General features: G+C 66.2%; 14 protein-coding genes. 6 read left to right on the forward strand and 8 right to left on the reverse strand.

Annotated features, from left to right (window positions below):
- Nucleotides 1-1592: hypothetical protein (locus GC150_09825; protein MBI1385197.1), on the reverse strand; the 1592-nt coding region annotated here is incomplete at its 3' end.
- Nucleotides 1593-1820: 228 nt separating this feature from the next.
- Here GC150_09825 and GC150_09830 point away from each other — a divergent pair.
- The 3 genes from GC150_09830 to GC150_09840 all read left to right on the forward strand — a co-directional run bounded on the left by GC150_09830 (nt 1821) and on the right by GC150_09840 (nt 6448).
- Complete coding sequence (locus tag GC150_09830; protein ID MBI1385198.1) at nt 1821-3230, forward strand: FAD-binding protein; 1410 nt, start codon at nt 1821-1823, stop codon at nt 3228-3230.
- Nucleotides 3231-3466: 236 nt separating this feature from the next.
- Nucleotides 3467-4780, forward strand: a complete 1314-nt coding sequence (locus GC150_09835) for a calcium-binding protein (GenBank protein MBI1385199.1) — start codon at nt 3467-3469, stop codon at nt 4778-4780.
- Nucleotides 4781-5149: 369 nt separating this feature from the next.
- Complete coding sequence (locus tag GC150_09840; GenBank protein ID MBI1385200.1) at nt 5150-6448, forward strand: type I secretion C-terminal target domain-containing protein; 1299 nt, start codon at nt 5150-5152, stop codon at nt 6446-6448.
- 28 nt (nt 6449-6476) lie between these two features.
- Here the strand turns inward: GC150_09840 and GC150_09845 are convergent, their stop codons facing one another.
- The 4 genes from GC150_09845 to GC150_09860 all read right to left on the reverse strand — a co-directional run bounded on the left by GC150_09845 (nt 6477) and on the right by GC150_09860 (nt 12632).
- On the reverse strand, nt 6477-7529 hold the full coding sequence (locus tag GC150_09845) for a phytanoyl-CoA dioxygenase (GenBank protein ID MBI1385201.1): 1053 nt from the start codon (nt 7527-7529) through the stop codon (nt 6477-6479).
- The gene (locus GC150_09850; protein ID MBI1385202.1) at nt 7393-10623 is read right to left on the reverse strand and encodes an AcrB/AcrD/AcrF family protein; all 3231 of its coding nucleotides are present in this window, start codon (nt 10621-10623) and stop codon (nt 7393-7395) included. The genes GC150_09845 and GC150_09850 overlap by 137 nt, the downstream gene beginning before the upstream one ends.
- Nucleotides 10624-10684: 61 nt before the next feature.
- The gene (locus tag GC150_09855) at nt 10685-12055 is read right to left on the reverse strand and encodes an efflux RND transporter periplasmic adaptor subunit (protein MBI1385203.1); all 1371 of its coding nucleotides are present in this window, start codon (nt 12053-12055) and stop codon (nt 10685-10687) included.
- 34 nt (nt 12056-12089) lie between these two features.
- Nucleotides 12090-12632, reverse strand: coding sequence for a PadR family transcriptional regulator (locus GC150_09860; protein MBI1385204.1), 543 nt, complete (start codon nt 12630-12632; stop codon nt 12090-12092).
- 204 nt (nt 12633-12836) lie between these two features.
- Between GC150_09860 and rfbC the strand changes: the two genes are divergently transcribed.
- Nucleotides 12837-13418: a dTDP-4-dehydrorhamnose 3,5-epimerase gene (rfbC, locus tag GC150_09865; protein MBI1385205.1), complete on the forward strand. Its 582-nt coding sequence runs from the start codon at nt 12837-12839 to the stop codon at nt 13416-13418.
- A gap of 62 nt (nt 13419-13480) precedes the next feature.
- Here the strand turns inward: rfbC and GC150_09870 are convergent, their stop codons facing one another.
- Nucleotides 13481-15472 (reverse strand): DUF87 domain-containing protein, encoded by a 1992-nt coding sequence (locus GC150_09870; protein ID MBI1385206.1) that lies wholly within the window; start codon nt 15470-15472, stop codon nt 13481-13483.
- A gap of 20 nt (nt 15473-15492) precedes the next feature.
- A complete protein-coding gene (locus tag GC150_09875; GenBank protein MBI1385207.1) occupies nt 15493-16410 on the reverse strand; it encodes a sensor histidine kinase in 918 nt (305 codons plus the stop codon).
- A 174-nt stretch (nt 16411-16584) separates the two neighbouring features.
- On the opposite strand from GC150_09875, the gene rfbD reads away from it, so the two are divergent.
- Nucleotides 16585-17496 (forward strand): dTDP-4-dehydrorhamnose reductase, encoded by a 912-nt coding sequence (rfbD, locus tag GC150_09880; GenBank protein MBI1385208.1) that lies wholly within the window; start codon nt 16585-16587, stop codon nt 17494-17496.
- A 396-nt stretch (nt 17497-17892) separates the two neighbouring features.
- Here rfbD and rarD read toward each other — a convergent pair whose 3' ends face one another.
- Nucleotides 17893-18927, reverse strand: a complete 1035-nt coding sequence (rarD, locus tag GC150_09885; GenBank protein MBI1385209.1) for an EamA family transporter RarD — start codon at nt 18925-18927, stop codon at nt 17893-17895.
- A 132-nt stretch (nt 18928-19059) separates the two neighbouring features.
- On the opposite strand from rarD, the gene GC150_09890 reads away from it, so the two are divergent.
- Nucleotides 19060-19464 carry a hypothetical protein gene (locus GC150_09890; protein MBI1385210.1) on the forward strand — a complete coding sequence of 135 codons (405 nt, stop codon included), beginning with the start codon at nt 19060-19062 and terminating at the stop codon, nt 19462-19464.
- Nucleotides 19465-19875 lie beyond the last annotated feature (411 nt).

Raw genomic sequence — 19875 nt, forward strand, 5'->3', positions numbered from 1 at the left:
GCATCGCCGCGCTGGTCGACACGCTGGCGACCGAGCGAGACCCAGTCATTGCCGAGGTCGGTGAAGCGCTCCTCGGGTGCCTTGTGCGCGAACACCTCGACGATGGCGGGACGATTCCCGTCGCGCGTGCCGTAGGAGAGACGGATCTCCCGGATGACACGCCCACGACCATCCGTGTCGGCCAGCTCGAAGATCTCGGAGTCGGCGCCGGCATCGATGCGAACCGGTGTACTCACCTCCTCGCGCTCACCATTGCCGTAGACGACCGTCACGCTGCGCAGACGGATCGGCGAGCGGCGGACGCGCAGGACGAGCGCATCGAAGCGCCCTTCGCCACGGCCGACCGAGATCACGGCGCTGTCGCCGCGCTGCTCGACCCGCTCGCGACCGAGCGATTGCCACTCGTCGCCGAGGTCGGCGAACCGCTCCTCGGGCGCCTTGTGCGCGAACACCTCGACGATGGCGGGACGATTGCCGTCGCGCGTGCCGTAGGAGAGACGGATCTCACTGATGACGCGCCCGCGACCGCTGTAGTCGGCCAATTCGAAGATCTCGGAGTCGGCGCCGGCATCGATGCGAACCGGTGTGCTCACCTCCTCGCGCTCGCCATTGCCGTAGACGACCGTCACGCTGCGCAGACGGATCGGCGAACGGCGGACGCGAAGGACGAGCGCATCGAAGCGCCCCTCCCGTGGGCCGACGGTGATCACGTCACTGTCACCACGCTGTTCGACGCGCTGGCGGCCGAGAGAGACCCACTCGTCGCCGAGGTCGGTGAAGCGCTCGGGGGCCGGCTGCTCGCCAGGCAGCAGCGAGAGCTGCAAAGCGACGTCGCGGTTACCGGGCTGGAAGCGGCCATAGGTGACGCGGACCGAATCGACACGACCGCCATTGCCATCGCGCAGCTCCAGTGGACCTGTCGACTGGCGACGCTGGATCGTGCGCGGGGCGCGTAGGCGCTCCCTGTCGTCGTTCGCGTAGACCACCTCGACCTGCTCGATCGGTATGTCGACGCCCTGTGCCGTCAGCGCGATGGCCTCGAGCCAGCCGGCGCGACGGCCGACCTGGAACGTTACCACGCCACCGCGCCGATTGAGCGCCTCGCTGCCGCCGTCCTGCCAGCCGGGTTCGACCGTGGCGACATCCGCCGGGCGCGCCGGGCGCGCACCGACGCGGCCCATGACGATCACCACCGGCCGCCGACCGCCGAGGCCGAGCGTGCCGTACTGCAGTTCGATACGGTCGATGAAGCGGCGTCCGCCATCGAGATCGAGGGTCGTGGTCTCCTGGCCCGAACGCATCAGGCCGGTGACCGGAATGTCCTGACGGTCGCCATTGCCGAACACCACGTTGATGCCGAGGAGCAGCACGTTACCGTTCTCGACGCGCAGCTTCAGGCCGTCGAAACGCCCGTCGGCCCGGTCGAGCTGGATCACGTCCTTGTCGAGCCCGATCCCAACCGGCTGGCGGCCAAGCTCAACCCAATCGCCGGCCCGCTGAGCCAGCGCAGCCTGCGCCTGAAGCAGCGCGACGACGAGCGTCACGGCCAAGAAGCCGAGCCCCCGTCGCAAACCAAGAATTACTGTCCTCACTCGTCTCTCCATGAGCCGATGGCCGTTCCGCAATGCCCCGCGCATCCGGACCGGCAGGCAACAAACGCCATTCCAACGCGACACTAGCCATCGTCCATGGTAGTTTCATGGCCGGGTTGCGGTGAACCGGCGAAAGCGTTTCGTTAATGGGCCGTCAATGCAAGCCCTTTCTTACACATGCGGACGAACACGCGCCAGTCGCGTGTGGCAACGGGCGAGCGCCGAAGAATGAACGACGAACGGAAGCCGGAACGGCCCCAAGTGGCATATGGCCAGACGGGCCTCGTCGTGGAGATTCTGCGCCAGCGGCTGGGCGGGCGCGTGCAGACCGGTGAGGCCATCCGCACGCAACACGCCAACAGCGTCACGTGGATCGCGCCGCAGCCGCCTGAAGCGGTGGTCTTCGTCGAAAGCGAGGACGAGGTGCTCGAGGTCGTTCGCATTTGCCACAAACACCACGTGCCGATCGTCGCTTTCGGGGGCGGAACGTCGTTGGAAGGCCAGGTGAACGCCCCGCACGGCGGCATCTCACTCGACTTCAGTGCCATGAACCGCATCGTTCGTGTGAGCGCGGACGACTTGCATGCCGTGGTCCAGCCCGGCGTCACGCGCAAACAGCTCAACGAGCACTTGCGCGACATGGGGCTCTTCTTTCCCGTCGATCCAGGTGCCGAAACGGCAACTCTCGGCGGCATGGCCGCAACCCGCGCCTCGGGAACGACGACTGTGCGCTATGGCACAATGCGCGACAACGTCCTCAGCCTGCGGGCAGTGACCGCCGACGGCACACTCATCCGCACCGCCAGCAACGCACGCAAATCCTCCTCTGGTTACGACCTCACCCGCCTCATGGTCGGTTCTGAAGGCACGCTCGCCATCTTCACCGAGCTGACCGTCCGTCTCTACGGAATTCCCGAAGCCATCCTCGCGGCGGTCGCGCCCTTCGAAACGCTGGACGGAGCCTGCCGGGCGGTGATCCAGGCAATCCAGCTCGGCCTCGGGGTGGCGCGCATCGAGTTGCTCGACCCGGTGCAGATCCGCGCCTGCAACGCCTACTCCGGCCTCTCCTTCGACGAGCGCCCAACGCTCTTTCTCGAGTTCCATGGCACCGAAGCCGGAACCCGAGAGACCGTCGCGACGTTCAGGGCGCTGGCCGAGGCCGAGGGCGTGCGCGACTTCCAGTGGGCTGCCACCACCGAGGAGCGCAACCGGCTCTGGAAGGCGCGGCACGATGCCTACTTCGCCGCGCGGGCCCTGCGACCGGGGGCGGCCGCCATCGCCACCGACGTCTGCGTTCCGATCTCGCGGCTCGCCGAATGCGTGACACACACGGTCGCGGACATCGAGGAGCACGCCATCACCGCGCCGATCGTCGGCCATGCCGGGGACGGCAATTTCCACACGGTCGTGCTGGTCGACATGGACGATCCCGCCGACATCGCGCGCTGCAAGGGCTTCGTTCACCGCCTTTCGGAACGGGCCATCGCGATGGACGGCACCTGCACCGGCGAGCACGGCGTCGGCACCGGCAAGATCGCACTGGCCGCCGCCGAGCATGGTCCGGCGATCGACGTGATGCGCCGGATCAAGGCGGCTCTCGACCCCCTGGCCATCCTCAACCCGGCCAAGATGCTCTGACGATATCGCGATCGCCAGTGGACGCGTCGCCCGACCGCCGAGCGGAGCGACGGACCTTAAGCACGCATCAAGGTCACCGGCGCGGCTTGCCTCAAAGTTTCCGGCAAATTTGCGCAATTTTCCCGAAATCGATTATCGATCAGTTCATCCGTTAACCCGGAGTAATTTGGAAAAATACACGCGATCAGCTATTAAAATTCTCAGACATTCGGAACGGGATCCGGGTGTGGGGGGAGTTGCAGCACAGCCAGGACATGGCTGGGCCGGGATCGCAGAGAGGGAGAACGACCGTGGCATTGATCGAGGGAACGGACGCGGGCGAACGCATCAACGGGACGAATGGCGACGACACGATCTACGCCTGGCTGGGCGACGACCTCATCTACCCGGCCGGTGGCGGCGACACCGTGTTCGCGGGCGGCGGCAACGACACGGTCTATGCCGATCTCGGCAACGACGTCGTCGACGGCGAGGAGGGTAACGACACGATCTACCTCGGCGGCGGCAACGACATCGGCTACGGCGGAGCGGGTGACGACCTGATCACCGGGGGCACCGGCATGGACATCGTCTATGGCCATTCGGGGAACGATACACTCTACGGCGGCTCCAACGACGACCAGGTGTTCGGCGGCAAGGACGACGACTTTCTCAGCGGCGACAGCGGCAATGATCTCCTGCGCGGCGACACCGGAAACGACGAGATCTATGGCGGCGCAGGCTACGACGAGATCTACGGCGGCGATGGCGATGACCTCCTCGACGGCGGCACGGAGGACGACCAGCTCTTCGGCGGCAAGGGTGACGATACGCTCCTCGGTGGAGATGGAAACGATCAGCTGAGCGGTCAGTCGGGCAACGACACGCTCCATGGCGGGCTGGGCGACGACGTGCTCAATGGCGACTCGGGTCACGACGTCCTCGATGGCGGAGACGGCAACGATACGGTCATCGCCGGCAGCGGCGACGACCGTATGATCGCCAGCACCGGCAACGATAGCTACGACGGCGGCTCGGGCTTCGACGTCCTCGACTACAGCCAGGCGATGACGGATGGCATTTCGCTCGTCGTCGATTTGGCGGCCGGCACCGCGGTCGGGCTCGGCAGTGACACGCTGAAGAGCATCGAGCATCTGATCGCCGGGAACGGGGATGATATCCTCGTCGGCGACGCCAAGGCGAACACCTTCACGGGTGGAGAAGGAAATGACTGGTTCCGTGGCGGTCGCGGCGCGGACGTTTTCGAGGGTGGCCTCGGCTCGGATACCTATAGCTGGATCGCGGATGACGTCATGAGCCTCGGTGGCACGCACTTCGGGGTCGACACCATCCGCGACTTCGACGAGGCCGACGTTCTCGACCTCTCGGGCCTCGTCGTGGTGGGCGAGGGCCAGACACTGGCGAGCCTCGTCGAGGTGCGCGAGACGGAGACGGGGACGATGGTCTCGGTGGAACTCGCCGGTCACGGCATGGTCGACATCGCGCACCTCGATGGAATATTCGCCCTTTCGGCGGACGACATGATCGGGGGCGGAATGATGATCGCCTGAACGGCGGCCCCGGGGAGCTTGAACTGGCGGAAACGGATGGGGAGCGAGGGAGCAGAGCCAGGTCGGCACGGTACGGGGCCGTGCCGACCCCGGCCCTGCTCCTTCCCGTTCCCGGCCGCATTTCGGGCATCCCTGATCGCAAAGTGCCGGAAGCTGCCGGACAGGGTCACGCTTTGCCGAAAATTTTATTATTGCAATACTCCAATTGCGATACGGGCGAATACGCCATCCTCACTCGTTTCGGATATACAGCGATCATCGTGGGGTCGATTGCCGCATTTCCCGGCTCAGCGCGGAGCGGCAATGGTCGTGGGCTCGGTTCGGACATCGCGACGTGTGACGTTCATATAATAGAGTGGGGGGTGTCGAATGACTGGTGTGGTGGTGGCCGAGGACGGCCGTCTTCTCGGCAGCGAGGACGCCGATAACATCCGGGGAACAGCCGGGCGTGATCGCATCTACTCGAACGGCGGCAACGACACGGTCAACGGCGGCGCCGAGAACGACACGATCTATGGCGGCAATGGCGATGACCTGCTCATCGGCGGGGCCGGCAACGATCTTCTGGTCGGCGAGGCCGGTAACGACACGATCCGCGGCGGCACCGGCAACGACGGTGTCTTCGGCGGCGGTGGCAACGACCTCATGCGCGGCGGCGAGGGCAACGATACGCTCTACGGCGACGGGGGCAACGACGACATCGGCGGCGGACGCGGCGACGACCGGCTGTTCGGCGGAACCGGCGACGATCGCCTCGCCGGCAACAGCGGCAACGACCAGCTCGACGGCGGCGATGGCAACGACACACTCGAGGGTGGCGACGGTGACGACGTGCTGCTCGGCGGCGCGGGCAACGACACCCTGAAAGGGGGCAAGGGCAACGATCGCCTCGAGGGCGGCGCCGGCAACGACCGCCTGCTCGGCCACTCGGGCGACGATACGCTCCTCGGCGGGGAGGGTAACGACACCCTCGAGGGCCACGCGGGCAACGACACGCTCGATGGCGGCGATGGCAACGACAGCCTCAAGGGCGGCTCGGGGAACGATGTGTTGACCGGTGGGACGGGCAACGACGAGGTTCTCGGGGGGGCCGGCAACGACCTCTTGATCGCCGGGCTCGGCAACGACACCTACAACGGTGGCGGCGGCATCGACACGCTCGACATGTCCGCCGGGAGCGGCGTCTCGGTCAACCTCATGGCCGGTCGTGCCGAAGGGCTCGGCAACGACAAGGTGGTGAACGTCGAGAACGTGGTCGGCTCGGCTGGCGACGACAGCATCGCGGGCAATCACAAGGTGAACGTGCTCGAAGGCGGCGCGGGCAACGACTGGTTCCGCTCGTACAAGGGCGCCGACGTGCTGACCGGAGGCGAGGGCGAGGATACGTTCGCCTTCTTCAAGGACGACGTCGCGAATTCGAAAGGCGAAACACGCGGCGTCGACCGCATCACGGACTTCGAGAAGGGCGACACGCTCGATCTCTCGGGCCTCTTTGGCGGCTCGCCGGCCGATCTCTCGGACCTCGTGCGCCTCACGGCGACCGACGGCGGGACGATGGTCTCCGTCGACCTCGGGAACAAGGCTGGCTGGGTCGACGTCGTCCTGCTCGAGAACGTGTCGGACCTCGACGTCGGTTCGCTGATCGACATGGGCGGTCTGCTGGCCTGACGGGCCGGGCGAACGGGGCGCCTGGCGGTCAGCCGGCGCTCCAGACCACCGGAAACCACGCCTCGGGCATCGGCTCGCCCATCGCAAGCTCGAGGCCCATTTCCGGGAACGGTGGCGAAACGGCGTGCGGACGCGTCACGAACCGCGCGCGCTCGTCGAAGAACCGGAAGCTCACCGCACGCCGCCGCCGGGCCGAGCGGTTGGGCGGCGCGTTGTGCAGGGTGTGAAAATCGAAGGCGACGAGATCGCCGGGCGCGAGGTCGAAGCTGCGCAAGCGGTCGGCATCGCGCTCCTCGTCGATCTGCGGGAACGGGCGATAGCGCGAGGTGTCGCCCTCGAGCGGCTCGAGCGTCTTGAAGCGGCGCGGCACGTAGGTTGCCTGATCGCGGTGGCTGCCGGCCAGGAAGTGTGGGCAAACGTCGCGTGAGACCGGGTCGAGCGGTACCCAGAGGCTCACCGAACCTTCGACACCGACGCAGTAGTAGGGCAGATCCTGGTGCCAAGGCGTGGCGCTGCCATTGCCGGGCTCCTTGACGAGCACATGCTCGTGGAAAAGCTGGGCGCAACGACTCCCCATCAAGGCACCGGCGAGCGCCCCGAGCGGGCCCTTGCTCGCGACCTCGAGGAACGCGGGAAAACGCCGCCAGTTCACGTAGTCGCCGAAATAGGCCCCACCGCCATCGTCGGCGTGGTTCTTGCCGTAGGGGCCCGGCGCGGCGAGATTTCCCTCGACGGCGTCGGCGAGGCGGGTGAGCCAAGCCTCGTCCAGCACACCGCGCACGACGGCGACACCGTCGCGCCGGAAGGTCTCGATCACCGCGTCGTCGATCGCGCGCATAGCACCTCCATCCACTCGCCGTAGTCGCCGGAACCAAAGCCGCGTTGGCTCTGGCGCGAGTCTAACACGCCTTGCACAACGGTCCATCCCGGCGGCTCGAGGTGGACTACTCGGCCGGGCTCGGGGCACCGATCGGCGCGCCAGCGCGGTCGCGCGCGGCGGAGGCGCCGGCGGCGAGCCGCTCGGCACGCGCCTGGCGCATTCTGGCGAACCAGGCCCGCCAGCCGGACCACAATTCACCATAGACCGCCGGCCACGCCAGGAGCGTCGGCGTCAAGACGAGCGTGATCAGTGTGGAGAACAAAAGCCCGGAGATGATGGCCGTCGAGAGCTGCACCCACCAGATGGAGGTGATCGATCCGAGGGCGATCTGCGGGGTGAAGAAATCGACGTTGACCTGCATGGCCATCGGGAGAAGGCCGAAAATCGTCGTTATGGTGGTCAGGAAGACCGGGCGGAAGCGCTCGGCGCACGAGCGCAGCACGGCGTCGATCGTTCCATAACCCTCCACACGGCGCAGATGGTTGAACGTGTCGATGAGAACGATGGAGTTGTTGACGACGATGCCGGCGAGCGCGACCACGCCGGTGCCGGTCATGATGATGGAGAACGGCTGGCGCGTGATGAGCATGCCGAGCAGGACGCCGGCGACGGAGAGAACGATCGTCGAGAGGGTTATGCCGGCCTGGCTGAAGGAGTTGAACTGCGTGACGAGGATGATGAACATGATGAAGAGGGCGGCGGCCATGGCCTTGCCTAGGAACGCGCCCGACTCTTTCTGCTCCTCGTCGGCGCCGCGGAAAGTGAAGGTTATGCCGGCCGGCCACTGCTCGGACTTCAGCCAGGCATCCAACTCGCGCACTTTCTCGTCGCCGAGGATACCTTCCGCCACGTTCGCCTTGACGCTCATGATGTTGAAGCCGTCCTTGCGCTCGATGGTGTTGACGCGCGGACGCGGCTCGCGCGTGACGAAGTTGGTGATCGGGACCATCCCGGCGGGGGTGACGATGCGCAACTGGTCGAGCTGATCGAGGGTGCGGTCCGCCTCGGGCAAGCGCACGCGGATGTCGACCTCGTCCTCGCTGTCGTCGGGACGGTATTTGCCGACCAGGATGCCGTTGGTGACGAGCTGGATCATGGCGCCGACCGAGGCGATGTCCGTGCCATATCGTCCGGCCTCGCCGCGATCGACGGTCACGACCCATTCGATGCCCGGAAGTGGACGGGAATCCTCGATGTCGCGGAGCCCCGTCATGCCGGTTTCGAGATGGCCGCGCACGCGGGCCGTCACGGCCTCGACGACGGCGCGATCGCTGCCGGCGACCTCGAGGCGTATCGGCTTGCCGACCGGCGGGCCGTCCTCGCGCTTGCGCACCTCGACGGTGATGCCGGGGATGTCGGCGACGCGCGTGCGGATCTCCTCGAGGATCTCCTTGCCGACCCGGCGCGTGTTGTAGTCGGCCAGCTCGATGGTGATCATGCCGATCTGGTCGGCGGGAGCGTCCGACACGCCCGTGCCCATCTCCGGCCCCCCGGTGCCACCGCCGGTGCGCGTGAAAACCGCCTTGATCCCGGCGACCGCCAGCACCTCGCGCTCGACCTCGGAGACGAGTGCGAGTTCCTCGCGGGCCGCGAGATTGCCGCGCGCGGAGATGAAAACGATGGCCTGCTCCGGCTCCGTGTCGACGAAGAACTCCACGCCGGTCGGCTTGGCGGAATAGGCCATGAACGAGCCGACGACGAGACCTATCGTGGCGAGCAGGACGAGGATCGGGTGGCGGATGAGGCGACGCATCATGCGGACATAGAGGCCATCGGGCACCACCGGTTCGGCGGACCGGGACGCCGACGCGACCGCCTCGAGCGCATGATCGCGGCGGGTCAGCAGCCCGCCCAATACTGGAAGGAATATCATCGCCGTGACCAGCGATGCGCTGAGCACGATGATCACGGTGATCGGCAGATAGCTCATGAACTCACCCGGTACGCCGGGCCAGAGCAGCAGCGGCATGAACGCCGCGAGGGTCGTCGCCGTCGAGGAGACGATCGGCCAGAACATGCGCGTCGCCGCCTCGTTGTAAGCCTCGCGCGGCGGCACGCCCTCGCCCATGCGACGGTCGGCGTACTCGACGATGACGATGGCGCCATCGACCAGGATGCCAACGGTCAGCACCATGCCGAACATGAGCATCATGTTCACGGTCATGCCGGTGAGGCCAATGATCAGGAAGCCGATCATGAAGGAGGCCGGGATCGCGAACCCGACGAGGAGCGCCGAGCGTAGCCCAAGGGCGGCGACGACGACGATCATGACGAGGGCGATCGCCGTCAGGATGGCAGCCTCGAGCGAACCGAGCACCTCGAAGATGAATTTGGACTGGTCGAGCGCGAGGTCGACCTCGATGGTCTTAGGCCAGTCGGCCGTGAACTCGGCGACCACCTGGCGCACGGCCGCATTGTTCTCCACGATGTTCGTGCCGGTCCGTTTGACGACCTCGATGGCGATGGCCGGTTTGCCGTTGAAACGCGAGTAGCTCACGGGGTCCTTGAAGGTGCGGCGGACCTCGGCGACGTCGGCCAGCGTGACGATACCGAGATCGGAGACCTTGACGGGGATGCCGCCGACGTCGCGAGCGTTCTCGAAGAGGCCGGGCACCTTGACGTTGAAGCGGCCCTGGCCGGTGTCGATATTGCCTGCGGCGATGAGCTGGTTGTTCTGGGTGACGGCTCGGACCAATTCGTCCTGCGAGATCGCGTAGCTCTCGAGGCGGGCCGGATCGACGATCACCTCGAGCAGTTCCTCGCGGTTGCCTGCAAGGCGCGCCTCCAGCACACTCGGGATCGCCTCGATCTTGTCCTGGAGCCGGCGCGCGGCCTGGAACAGCGTGCGCTCGGGCACGTCGCCGGAAAGCGCAACGACGATCACCGGAAAGAGGCTGAGATTGATCTCGTTGACGGACGGCTCCTCGGCACCGCTCGGCAACTCGGCCTTGGCCTGGTCGACCTTCTCGCGCACATCGGCGCTCGCCTCGGCATGGTCGATGTCGATGTCGAACTCGACGATGATGCCGGCGTGGCCCTGACTGGCGATGGCGGTGATCTGCTTCAGTCCATCGAGACCACGCAGCGCCGTTTCCATCGGCTTGACGAGGAGGCGCTCGGAATCCTCCGGCGAAATCCCCTGATAGGGAATGGAAACATAAAAGATCGGCACGTCGATGTTGGGATCGGCCTCCTTGGGGATCGTGACGTACGTGACGACGCCAGCCAGCACCATCACGAACATGATGGTGAGCACGGTTCGAGGCGCATTGAGGATCGCGAGCAGCGCGCCCATCGGTATCACTCCAATTCTCGGCGGCGAGCCGCAGCGGGCGCCCACCACATCCCGAATGCGGTCAGCGGCCGGCAACGGCCTCCTGCGTCGGCCGGCGCTTTCTCTCGGGAAGTCCGGGCGCGACGGCGGCGAGGCGTCGCGTGGACACCTGCGTATCGCTCAGCTGCGAACCCTCACCGCGACGACCGGCGTCGGACTCGGCCTCGGCCGTGTCCACTGGTTCGACAAGTTGGCCGTCCAGCACGTATTCCTGCCCCACCGTGATCACGCGCGCGCGCGCCGGCAGGCCCGACACCCAGAATTCGTCGCGTCCATCGGCGAGGATCACGACCGGCAGGAAACGAACGCGATCGCTGTCGTCGACGATCTTGACACCGATGGTGCCGTCGTCGGCGAGCGAGAGGATGGAGGGGCGAATGCGATGCGCCGGCCGACTCTCCAGCGGAAAGACGAGATCGGCCGTGACGCCGTCGCGCAGCTTGTTGGCGGGGTTCGCCAATTCCGCCTCCACTCGGAAGGTCCGCGTGCGCACGTCGGCACTCGGCGCGATGAAGCGCAGGCGCCCGCTCACCCGCTCGCCAGTCACGAGACGGGCCTCGATCGACTGGCCGATCGCGAGGCGAGAAACATCACGCTCGGAGACACCGGCCACGACGAGCAGCGGGTCCATGCGTACCAGCGTCACGCATGGCGAACCGACGCTGAGGAGATCACCCTCACGCGCATCGAGCGCCTCGACGACGCCGGCGATCGGAGCCGTGATGCGCGTGCGGGCGATATCGAGTTCGATGCGTTCGAGGTTGGCGCGGGCGGCATCCAGTTGACGACGGTCACCCATCGACTTGATCTCGGGGGTGAAGCCACGCTTGCGCAAGCGCTCGGACGCCTCGTTGGCGGCCTCGGCCTCGGCAACAGCTGCCTTGGCCTCGAGGAGGTCGGCGCGGCGGCTGCCTTCGTCGAGGCGGCAAAGCAGCGCGCCCGCGGCCACCGCGTCGCCCTTGGCGACCTCAAGGGATCGCACGACACCGCCAGTCTCGGCGCGGACCTGCACGCGTGCCTCGACCTCGGTGCGTCCGCGCAGGATCAATTCGGCGGTGCGCTGTTCGGCCACCACTTCCGCGACACGCACCCGGATGGGCACCTCGGGTGCCTCAGCAGGAGCACGGCCGTCCGCCTCCAGCGCAGGCCCGGCGACCTGCGGGGAACCGGCGACCACGACACCGCCATCGGCTTCTCCATCCGACTTGCCCCAGAACTTCTCGGCGCCGACGATTTCGCCGGACGCCAGCCAGCCGCCGATGGCCAGCAGGAACAGCACTGCCCAGAGGCTCGAAAGCCAGCGGCGGGAGCGAGCCGGGGGCCGCTCGGACGAACCGCCGGCCGCTTCGCGCGCAACTTCAATGGTCTCTGCCATCGCTCGGTTTCCGTTCATGTTCCACGACAGGATCGATGCCGGGGCGAAGCGTTCATGCCGCCGCCGGGGCCTTGCGCCGTGCCGCCTCGAGGAGCAACGAGCCGCGGGCCCGCACGTGGCCCAATGCCGCCTCGGTCAGGGCAATGCCGTACTGGACTGCAAAGAGCGTTCCGGGCCGGTCGGCGACCGAGGCCTCGTCGCGCCGCAGGCTCTCCAACTGCTCCTCGAGGTGACGCTCGCGCTCGGCCAGCATCAGCTCCAGGTGGCGCACATCGATCAGTTCGGCGCAGACGCCCTGCAGGAGGAACTCCGATTTGAAGACATCGGTGCGCGGCGTTTCGTGGAGTGCCGAGACGAGCTCGGCACGGCCCAGTTCGGTCAGCTCGTAAATCTTTCGGGTCGGCTTTCCGGAGGCATGCTCCTCGCGGCAGCGGATCAGGCCTTCCTGGGTCAGACGCGTCAATGCCGGGTAGATCGAGCCGTAGCTCGCCTCGATGAAATGGCTGAAGCAGCCTTCGGCGGCTTGCTTGCGGATTTCGTAGCCCGTTGCTTCCCCGAAGTAGAGGATGGCGAGGCAAAGCGTGCGGACGTTCATGGGTGGAGACCTTCGTCGAGCGTTCCGGCGAGACGGGACGCTCCCGGCTCGATCCGACACTTGATATATATCGGACCAATATATATCAAGTGCGACCTTCTTGTGACAGACCGAACTTCATCCACGGGTCTGCGACCTTCGACCCTATTCTCGAGGCATCGACTGTGCTTTGCATGGCGGCCACACCCCTGGAGTGCACTGGTGATGCCCATCACTGTGACGGATACCGAGATCGAGGCCATCAAGATCATAACGCCGCGGCGGATCGGTGATCATCGGGGCTATTTCACCGAGGTTTTCAACGCGCGCGAGTTCGCGGCAGCCGGTCTTCCGACAGAATTCGTGCAGGACAACCAGTCGCTCTCCGGCACGGTCGACACGGTGCGAGGGCTGCATTTCCAGATTCCGCCCTTTGCCCAGGGCAAGCTGGTGCGCTGCCTGAGGGGCGCGTTCCTCGATGTCGTCGTCGACATGCGACATGGCTCGCCGACGTTCGCGCGGCACGTCTCGATCGAGGTCTCGGCGGAGTTGGGCAACCAGGTCTGGGTGCCGCCCGGCTTCGCACACGGGCTGCGCACACTCGAACCCGATACCGAGGTTCACTACAAGGTGACCGCCTACTATTCGCCCGAGCACGATCGGGGCGTGCTCTGGAACGATCCCGCTCTCGCCATCGCGTGGGGCACCAGCGAGGCGGCGGCGACGCTCTCTGTAAAGGATCGCTCGCTCCCGCGACTCGCCGAGTTGCCGATCCATTTCAGATATCGCGACGGCCGCCTGACGTGAGGCGGCCGGCGAGATCGCCGGTCTGGCAAGGAGGCACCAGATCGACGGCCCGGCCCCGTTCGTCAGCGCTGCGGCTGCGGCGTGCGCCGCAACAGGCGCGCGCGCAGGTCGAGCTTGCGGGGCTCGCCAGCTGGTTCGGCCTGACCACCGCCCGCCGCTGCCGGAGCCTGGGCGGGAGCATGACCACCAGCCGCGGCCGGTGCGCGGCGCAGCAGTCCCTGCCCGGGGCCTTCCCCTGCCGGCTGCTGGAGCAGGCGACGGGGCGCACCACTTTCGGGTTGGCCAACCTGTCGTGATGCACCGGAGCCGAGGCGGGTGGCGATGGTTGTGCCGATCGCCCCTGCATCGGACATCATCTCCATCCCCTCGACCGACTCGTCCGTGACCTGGTGATCGCCGTCGACGACGTGACCGGAGGCGCGCCAGCGGTCGACGACCATCTGCAGGATGCTCTCGTCCTCCGTGGATTCCTGCCACTTCTCGGAGAATTTGGCGGTCGAGGAGCGCGGCAGGAAGTGCTTGGGCAGTTCGTGGAACTTGATGCGTACGGGCAATGTCACACCGTCGCCGAAGGCGATGGCCTCGCGGGCGCCGAGCGCGGGCAGGAATTCGAGCAGACCCGAGCCGGTGTCGGAAATGGCCGCCTGCACGATCTCCTGGTCGCGGTCGTTCGACATGCGCAGAGCGAACACGGTGTTGCACTGGGAGAGGATCGTCGGGTCGATCTCGGCCGGCCGCTGCGTCACGATGCAGAGAGAGGCGCCGTATTTGCGTCCCTCCTTGGCGATCTTGGCGATCGAGCGCTTGGCGGGCTCGAAGCCGAGCGCGGAGTTGACCGGCACGTAGCGGTGCGCCTCCTCGCAAACCAATGTCACGGGAACGCGGCCCTCGCCCCAGAGCGCGAAGTCGAACGTCATGCGGCAGAGCACCGAAACGACGACGTTGACGATCTCCGTCGGCAGACCGGTCAGCTCGAGGATGGTGATGGGCCTACCGTTGACCGGCACGCGGAAGATGCGCGAGAGCACCTCGACCATCGAATCGTTGACCGTCAGGCTGCCGAACATGAAGCGGTAGCGCTGATCCTTGGAGATTGTTTCGATGCGCGTCTTGAGCGCGCGATAGGGCGAGAGGTCCTTCTTGTTCTCCAGCATCCCCATGCGCTCGTCGAGTGCGCGCGTCAGATCCGAGATTCGATAGGGAACAGGCGTGTCGACGGTGAAACGGCCCTGGTCGCTGACGCGCTTTGCGAGCTTGTTCTCGGCCTGGCGTGAGGCTTGGCCATAACGCGATTTGCAGAGCGGGATGAGTTCCTGAAGAAGCTCGATCTCGTGCTTGCGCTCACTCGGATCGCCGATCAGCACCTCCACCAGTTCCTCGAAGGTGAGGAGCCAGTAGGGCAGATGCATGTTGTGCGGCGTGATGACCTCGGCGAGGTCGGAGAAGGATGTCGCGTACTCGTTGTGCGGATCGAGAAGCACGATGTGCGCCGCCGGATTTTTTTCCAGGATCGCGCGCAGGATGAGCGCCGTGGTGCACGACTTGCCGGTGCCGGTGGTGCCCAGGATCGCGAAGTGCTTGCCGAGCAGGTCATCGGTCTTGACCATCGCCGGTATCGACGACTCCTGGCGAATGTGACCGACCTTGATGGAATGCTCGCCCTCGGCGGAGAACGACTTGGCCAGCTCGGCTTTGGTGGCGAGGCGCACGAGGTCGCCGAGCGCCGGATATGCCGAAACACCGCGCGTGAACTTGCCGGGCTCGCCGTGCTCGTTGGTCGGCAACTCGCCGACCAGGCTGAGTTCGGCGATCCAGATCTCGGGATCACCCTCCCTCTGGGCCGGAACCGGGACGCTCAATGCCGATACCAGGCCGAGCACCACCGTGTTCTTGGTGCCGATCCCCAGCAGCGTCCCCATTTCCGGGCGCTGGCTCTGATGGCTCGTGAGCATCAGTTTCTGGTTGTCCAGCATCACGATGGCCTTGGAGCCCGTGACGGAAACGATGCGCCCGATGGCGCTCTCGCTGGAAACGAACGGCCCGCCACTGAACATCTTGCGATCGCCCTGGTAGCTCATTTCGCAATCCTCGTGTCGCTCTCGTGCGCGGCACGGGAGTTGAAATTCGACTGTTGAATGTCCCTGCGGCCAAGCCGCAGGGCTTCTTCGACCGACGGCATAGTGACCGAAATCGTGGTGCCCCGATCCTTGACGCTGGCGATCTCGAAGGTCGCGCCGTGCAGCTCAGCGAAAGCCTTGGAAATCGGCAGTCCGAGGCCAGTGCCCTCGTGCTTGCGCGACAACGAACCGTCGACCTGGCCGAACGGCGTCACCGCCACCTTGATCTCGTCCTCGGTCATGCCGATGCCGGTGTCGCTGATGGAAATGCGCACCGCCCCGTCCGACAGCACGGTGGCGGCAACGCGCACCTCGCCGCCCTCGGGCGTGAACTTGATGGCGTTCGAGATCAGATTGACGAAGATCTGCTTGAGTTTGAGCGGCTCGCCGAGAACCATCGGGAGTTCCGGGGCAATCTGGCGCACGAGCTTGACGTTGGCATCCTTTGCCGTGAGCGAGAAGAACGCCAGACAGGAATCGAGGGTCTCGACCATCGAGACCTCGCGCCGGTCGAGGACGAAGCGACCACTCTGGATCTTGGAGATGTCGAGGATATCGTTGATGATGGCCAGGAGGTGCTCGGCCGCCGTATTGACCATGCCGGCATACTCGACCACCCGCTTGACGTCCATCGGACGCTTCTCGGCGTCCATGAGCAGGCGGGAGAAGCCGATGATCGTGTTGAGCGGCGTGCGCAGCTCATGGCTCATGTTGGCGATGAATTCGGACTTCATGCGGTTGGCGTGCTCGGCTTCCAAGCGCGCCGACTGCTCGGCCCAATGGGCCCGGTGGCGCAGGATCGCGTCGCCGAGCAGCATCGCGTACTCGCCGACCAGCGAGTTCGTGCGCACTCCACCCAGTGTTCCTTCAAACATCGGAAATCGACACTCGCCATGTTGCAACTTCGCTGAACAATAGGCACGACGCGTTGAAGCGAAGGTTAATGCTTTGAATTGTTCAGCGCAGAACACTATCGATGACGACAGGGCAATGGTCCGCGCGGGGTGGTGGTCCGCCCCCTTGCCGGCAACCTCGAGGAGGGTAGTCTCATGCGTCTGCTGATCGCAGGCTGGCAGGGCCAGCTCGCCCAGTGCCTGGTCAAATCCGCGATCTCCCACCCGCAGGTGACCGCATGCGCCGTCGGGCGGCCGGCGCTCGACCTCTGCGAGATGCCGAGCATTCAGCGAAACCTATCGAACCTATCGCCCGACGTGGTGATCAATGCCGCGGCCTATACGGCGGTCGACCGGGCCGAGTCGGAACCGGAACAGGCGTTCGCGCTCAATCGCGACGGGGCGCGCATGCTCGCGGAGGCAGCCGCCCTCAAGGGTGCGGCGTTCATCCACATCTCCACGGACTACGTCTTCGACGGGCTGAAGCCGACCGCCTACATCGAGAGTGATCCGACGGGGCCGCAGGGCGTCTATGGCCAATCCAAGCTCGCCGGCGAGGAAGCGGTCCTCGAGGCCCATCCGGGAGCGCTCGTCATGCGCACGGCCTGGGTCTACAGCGCACTCGGGCGCAATTTCGCAACCAACATGCTGCGCCTCGCGCGCGAGCGCGAGGAAATCGGCATCGTCGACGACCAACGCGGCTCACCGACATACGCGCCGCACCTTGCGGACGCCGTGCTCGCCACCGCCATCGCCCTGGCCGGTGCAAAGGAGCAAGGGCGACAACCGGCGGCCGGCATCTTCCATGCCGCCGGCGCCGGCAGCGCCACCTGGTTCGAACTCGCCGAAGCGCTCATCACCGAAAGCGCGGCGCATGGCGGCAAGATGCCCCGGCTCAAGCGGATCACGACGGCGGACTACCCGACGCCGGCACGCCGCCCCCAGAACTCCGTGCTCGACTGCTCGAAGCTCGCCGAGCAATTCGCCATCCGGCTTCCCCACTGGCGCGAGGGCGTCAAGGCGTGCATCGCCGAGATCGGGAACACGGGAGCAAACGACGCCTACTGAGAGCCGTTCACAAATCCGCAAGGTGAACCAACTATTCTCGCGGCAGGATCGCGACAAGAGAGTTCACGGATGGCCTCCTCGACGCCGAAGCACTGCAGCCACTGCCTCCAGAATGGGGCCTGCGCGAGCGTCGGCGGTCAAGCATTGCAGGTGGCCAGCCCGCCAAAGGACCATGAACCGACGGCGTTGATCCACACCACTGCGTTGGTCGAGGTCGATTTGACGTCGGAGCAAGAGCCGGTCGCCGTCGATGCCCTGCCTGCAAACCGCACGATCCAGTTCGGAGCGCCTCTGCGTGGTCCGCTCGGTCGGCTGCGCTGCTCGCTGACCGTGGACGAATACATGAGCGCGCTCGGGCGCGCCCATTCCCGGCGCATCGTCTGAGCCGCAAGCCCCCTACGCCGTCGCCTCGCGCTCGGACCGCGCGGCTCGCCGTCGCTCCCGCTCGGCCAGCAGCGCCTCGATACTGACGCCGGCAAGGGCCAGCCAGATCATCGCGAATGCAGCGAGACGCGTGCCGTCCAACGGTTCGCCGAAGATCGATATCGCAATGATGAAGTGCAGCGTCGGGGCGATGTACTGCAAGAGGCCGACGACGATCAACGTCACGCGCCGCACCGCTGCCCCGAAGAGAATGAGCGGGATCGCCGTCACCGGTCCGGTCAGCATCAGCAGGAATGCCGACCAGCCGGCATCGCCCGCCCCGAGGAAGTGCCCCGTGCCCTCGGCCTCCAGATAGCCGATGAAGGCGAGCGAGGGCACGAGCAGCACGAGGCTCTCGATGAAGAGGCTCGGCGTCGGGCGCACGTTGGTGCGCTTCTTCATGAGCCCGTAGATCGCGAACGATCCGGCGAGATAGAGCGAGACCCACGGCAGGCCGGCGAGCGCGTGGGACTGCAGCGCGACCGCGCCCACCGAGACCAGAACGGCGAGGCGCTGCATCGGCGTCAGTCGCTCGCCGAGCACGAGCGCCCCGATCAGGACCGAGAAAATCGGGTTGATGAAATAGCCGAACGAGACCTCGAGCGTGCGACCGACCGCGATGGCCCAGACGAAGACGAGCCAGTTGCTGACGAGGATGAGGCTCGAGAGCGCGAGGGCGCGGCGGGCGGCAGGATCGGCGAGCGCAACGCGCACTTCCCCGATGCGCCCCCACAGCCAGAGGAAGAGACCGAGGAAGACGACCGACCAGAGGCCGCGATGCGCGATCACCTCGATGGCCGGAACGTGCGCGAGCCCCTTGTAGAAGATGACCGCGACGCCCCAGAGGCCATAGCAGGCGACCGCCATGGCGACGCCCTGGCCGAACGCCGAGGGGGCGGCCCCGGCGGCCGTGTCCGCAGCGCGCACCTGGCCTTCCGCGCGATCGCGCCCCATGCCGTGACCTTCCCATTTCCGATCGGGCCGGACCGAGGCCGGCCGGCGCCCCATACGAGTCGGGCGGACGCGGTCCCGACCTTTCGCTCGGGCGCCGAACGGTCTACCAGCGCCGACGAGGACGGCAAACGCCAGCGGGCCCGAGGTCGGCCGCGCCGGAGGCCGCAACAACGGGAGGGCGATAGCATGAAGCGGCGCGGGCGGGGGCTGTTACTTGCGACCATCTGCATTGCGCTCTCGGCCGGTTGGCTTGCGACACCGATCGGCGAGCAGGTGACGCGCTTCATCGCCGGTGAGCCGGGGCCAGGTGAGACTCGCGCCGGAGAGCGCGTCACGGTGAGCGGGGGTGGCGGCGCGGGTGGCGGCGGAGCGGGTGGCGGCGCCAGCGCGACCAACGACCTCATTGCTGGCGGCGGCGGGGGGGCCGGTGGCGGTGGCGGGGCGGGGCAGGCTCCGGGCGGAAGCCCGACCGGCGAGCTCGCCAGCCTCGACGTCCTCAAGCTGACGCTCGACGGCCTCAACGTGCTGATCGGCCTCATCGGCCTCGTTCTCGCCGCCCGCGCCTTCGGCGGCGCGCGCGGTGGGGGGTAGGCAGGCCAGAGGCGACCCTGGAAGTCGCTTGGTCCAAAACCAAGCTTAGAACAACACGGGACGAATCCAGCAGATCATGACTTGCAGTGGAACCGACTGAATCGCGGCGCTTCACCATCAATGTACTGCCAAACAACTGTATGGCGTTGCTTATCGATCCTGATGGCAAACGGAGTACCAAATCGCAGTCCACCCGCAACGATGGCAGACTCTCGGTTCTGAACGACAAGGACATCGCCCTCAGTGTTGGTCGGGTCGCCTGGTCGGTTGTTGAACACGAAGCTGGTGGGATCGAGTGTGCCGATGGATTGTGCTACACGTAACTCGATCGACGGTTTCGATAGGTCGACAATCACTTGATTGACCCTGCTCTCAGGTGAAAACGAAGTCGTTCCGTCGACATATGTGCAC

This window comes from Hyphomicrobiales bacterium (assembly GCA_016125495.1).
GTDB lineage: Bacteria > Pseudomonadota > Alphaproteobacteria > Rhizobiales > RI-29 > RI-29.

What these genes read in the sequence shown, in the direction of transcription:
- GC150_09830 (MBI1385198.1), top strand. Translation starts at nt 1,821, where the DNA reads ATGAACGACGAACGGAAGCCGGAACGGCCCCAAGTGGCATATGGCCAG.
- GC150_09840 (MBI1385200.1), top strand. Translation starts at nt 5,150, where the DNA reads ATGACTGGTGTGGTGGTGGCCGAGGACGGCCGTCTTCTCGGCAGCGAG.
- GC150_09845 (MBI1385201.1), bottom strand. Translation starts at nt 7,529, where the DNA reads ATGGTGAATTGTGGTCCGGCTGGCGGGCCTGGTTCGCCAGAATGCGCC.
- GC150_09850 (MBI1385202.1), bottom strand. Translation starts at nt 10,623, where the DNA reads ATGGGCGCGCTGCTCGCGATCCTCAATGCGCCTCGAACCGTGCTCACC.
- GC150_09855 (MBI1385203.1), bottom strand. Translation starts at nt 12,055, where the DNA reads ATGAACGGAAACCGAGCGATGGCAGAGACCATTGAAGTTGCGCGCGAA.
- GC150_09860 (MBI1385204.1), bottom strand. Translation starts at nt 12,632, where the DNA reads ATGAACGTCCGCACGCTTTGCCTCGCCATCCTCTACTTCGGGGAAGCA.
- rfbC (MBI1385205.1), top strand. Translation starts at nt 12,837, where the DNA reads ATGCCCATCACTGTGACGGATACCGAGATCGAGGCCATCAAGATCATA.
- GC150_09870 (MBI1385206.1), bottom strand. Translation starts at nt 15,472, where the DNA reads ATGTTCAGTGGCGGGCCGTTCGTTTCCAGCGAGAGCGCCATCGGGCGC.
- GC150_09875 (MBI1385207.1), bottom strand. Translation starts at nt 16,410, where the DNA reads ATGTTTGAAGGAACACTGGGTGGAGTGCGCACGAACTCGCTGGTCGGC.
- rfbD (MBI1385208.1), top strand. Translation starts at nt 16,585, where the DNA reads ATGCGTCTGCTGATCGCAGGCTGGCAGGGCCAGCTCGCCCAGTGCCTG.
- rarD (MBI1385209.1), bottom strand. Translation starts at nt 18,927, where the DNA reads ATGGGGCGCCGGCCGGCCTCGGTCCGGCCCGATCGGAAATGGGAAGGT.
- GC150_09890 (MBI1385210.1), top strand. Translation starts at nt 19,060, where the DNA reads ATGAAGCGGCGCGGGCGGGGGCTGTTACTTGCGACCATCTGCATTGCG.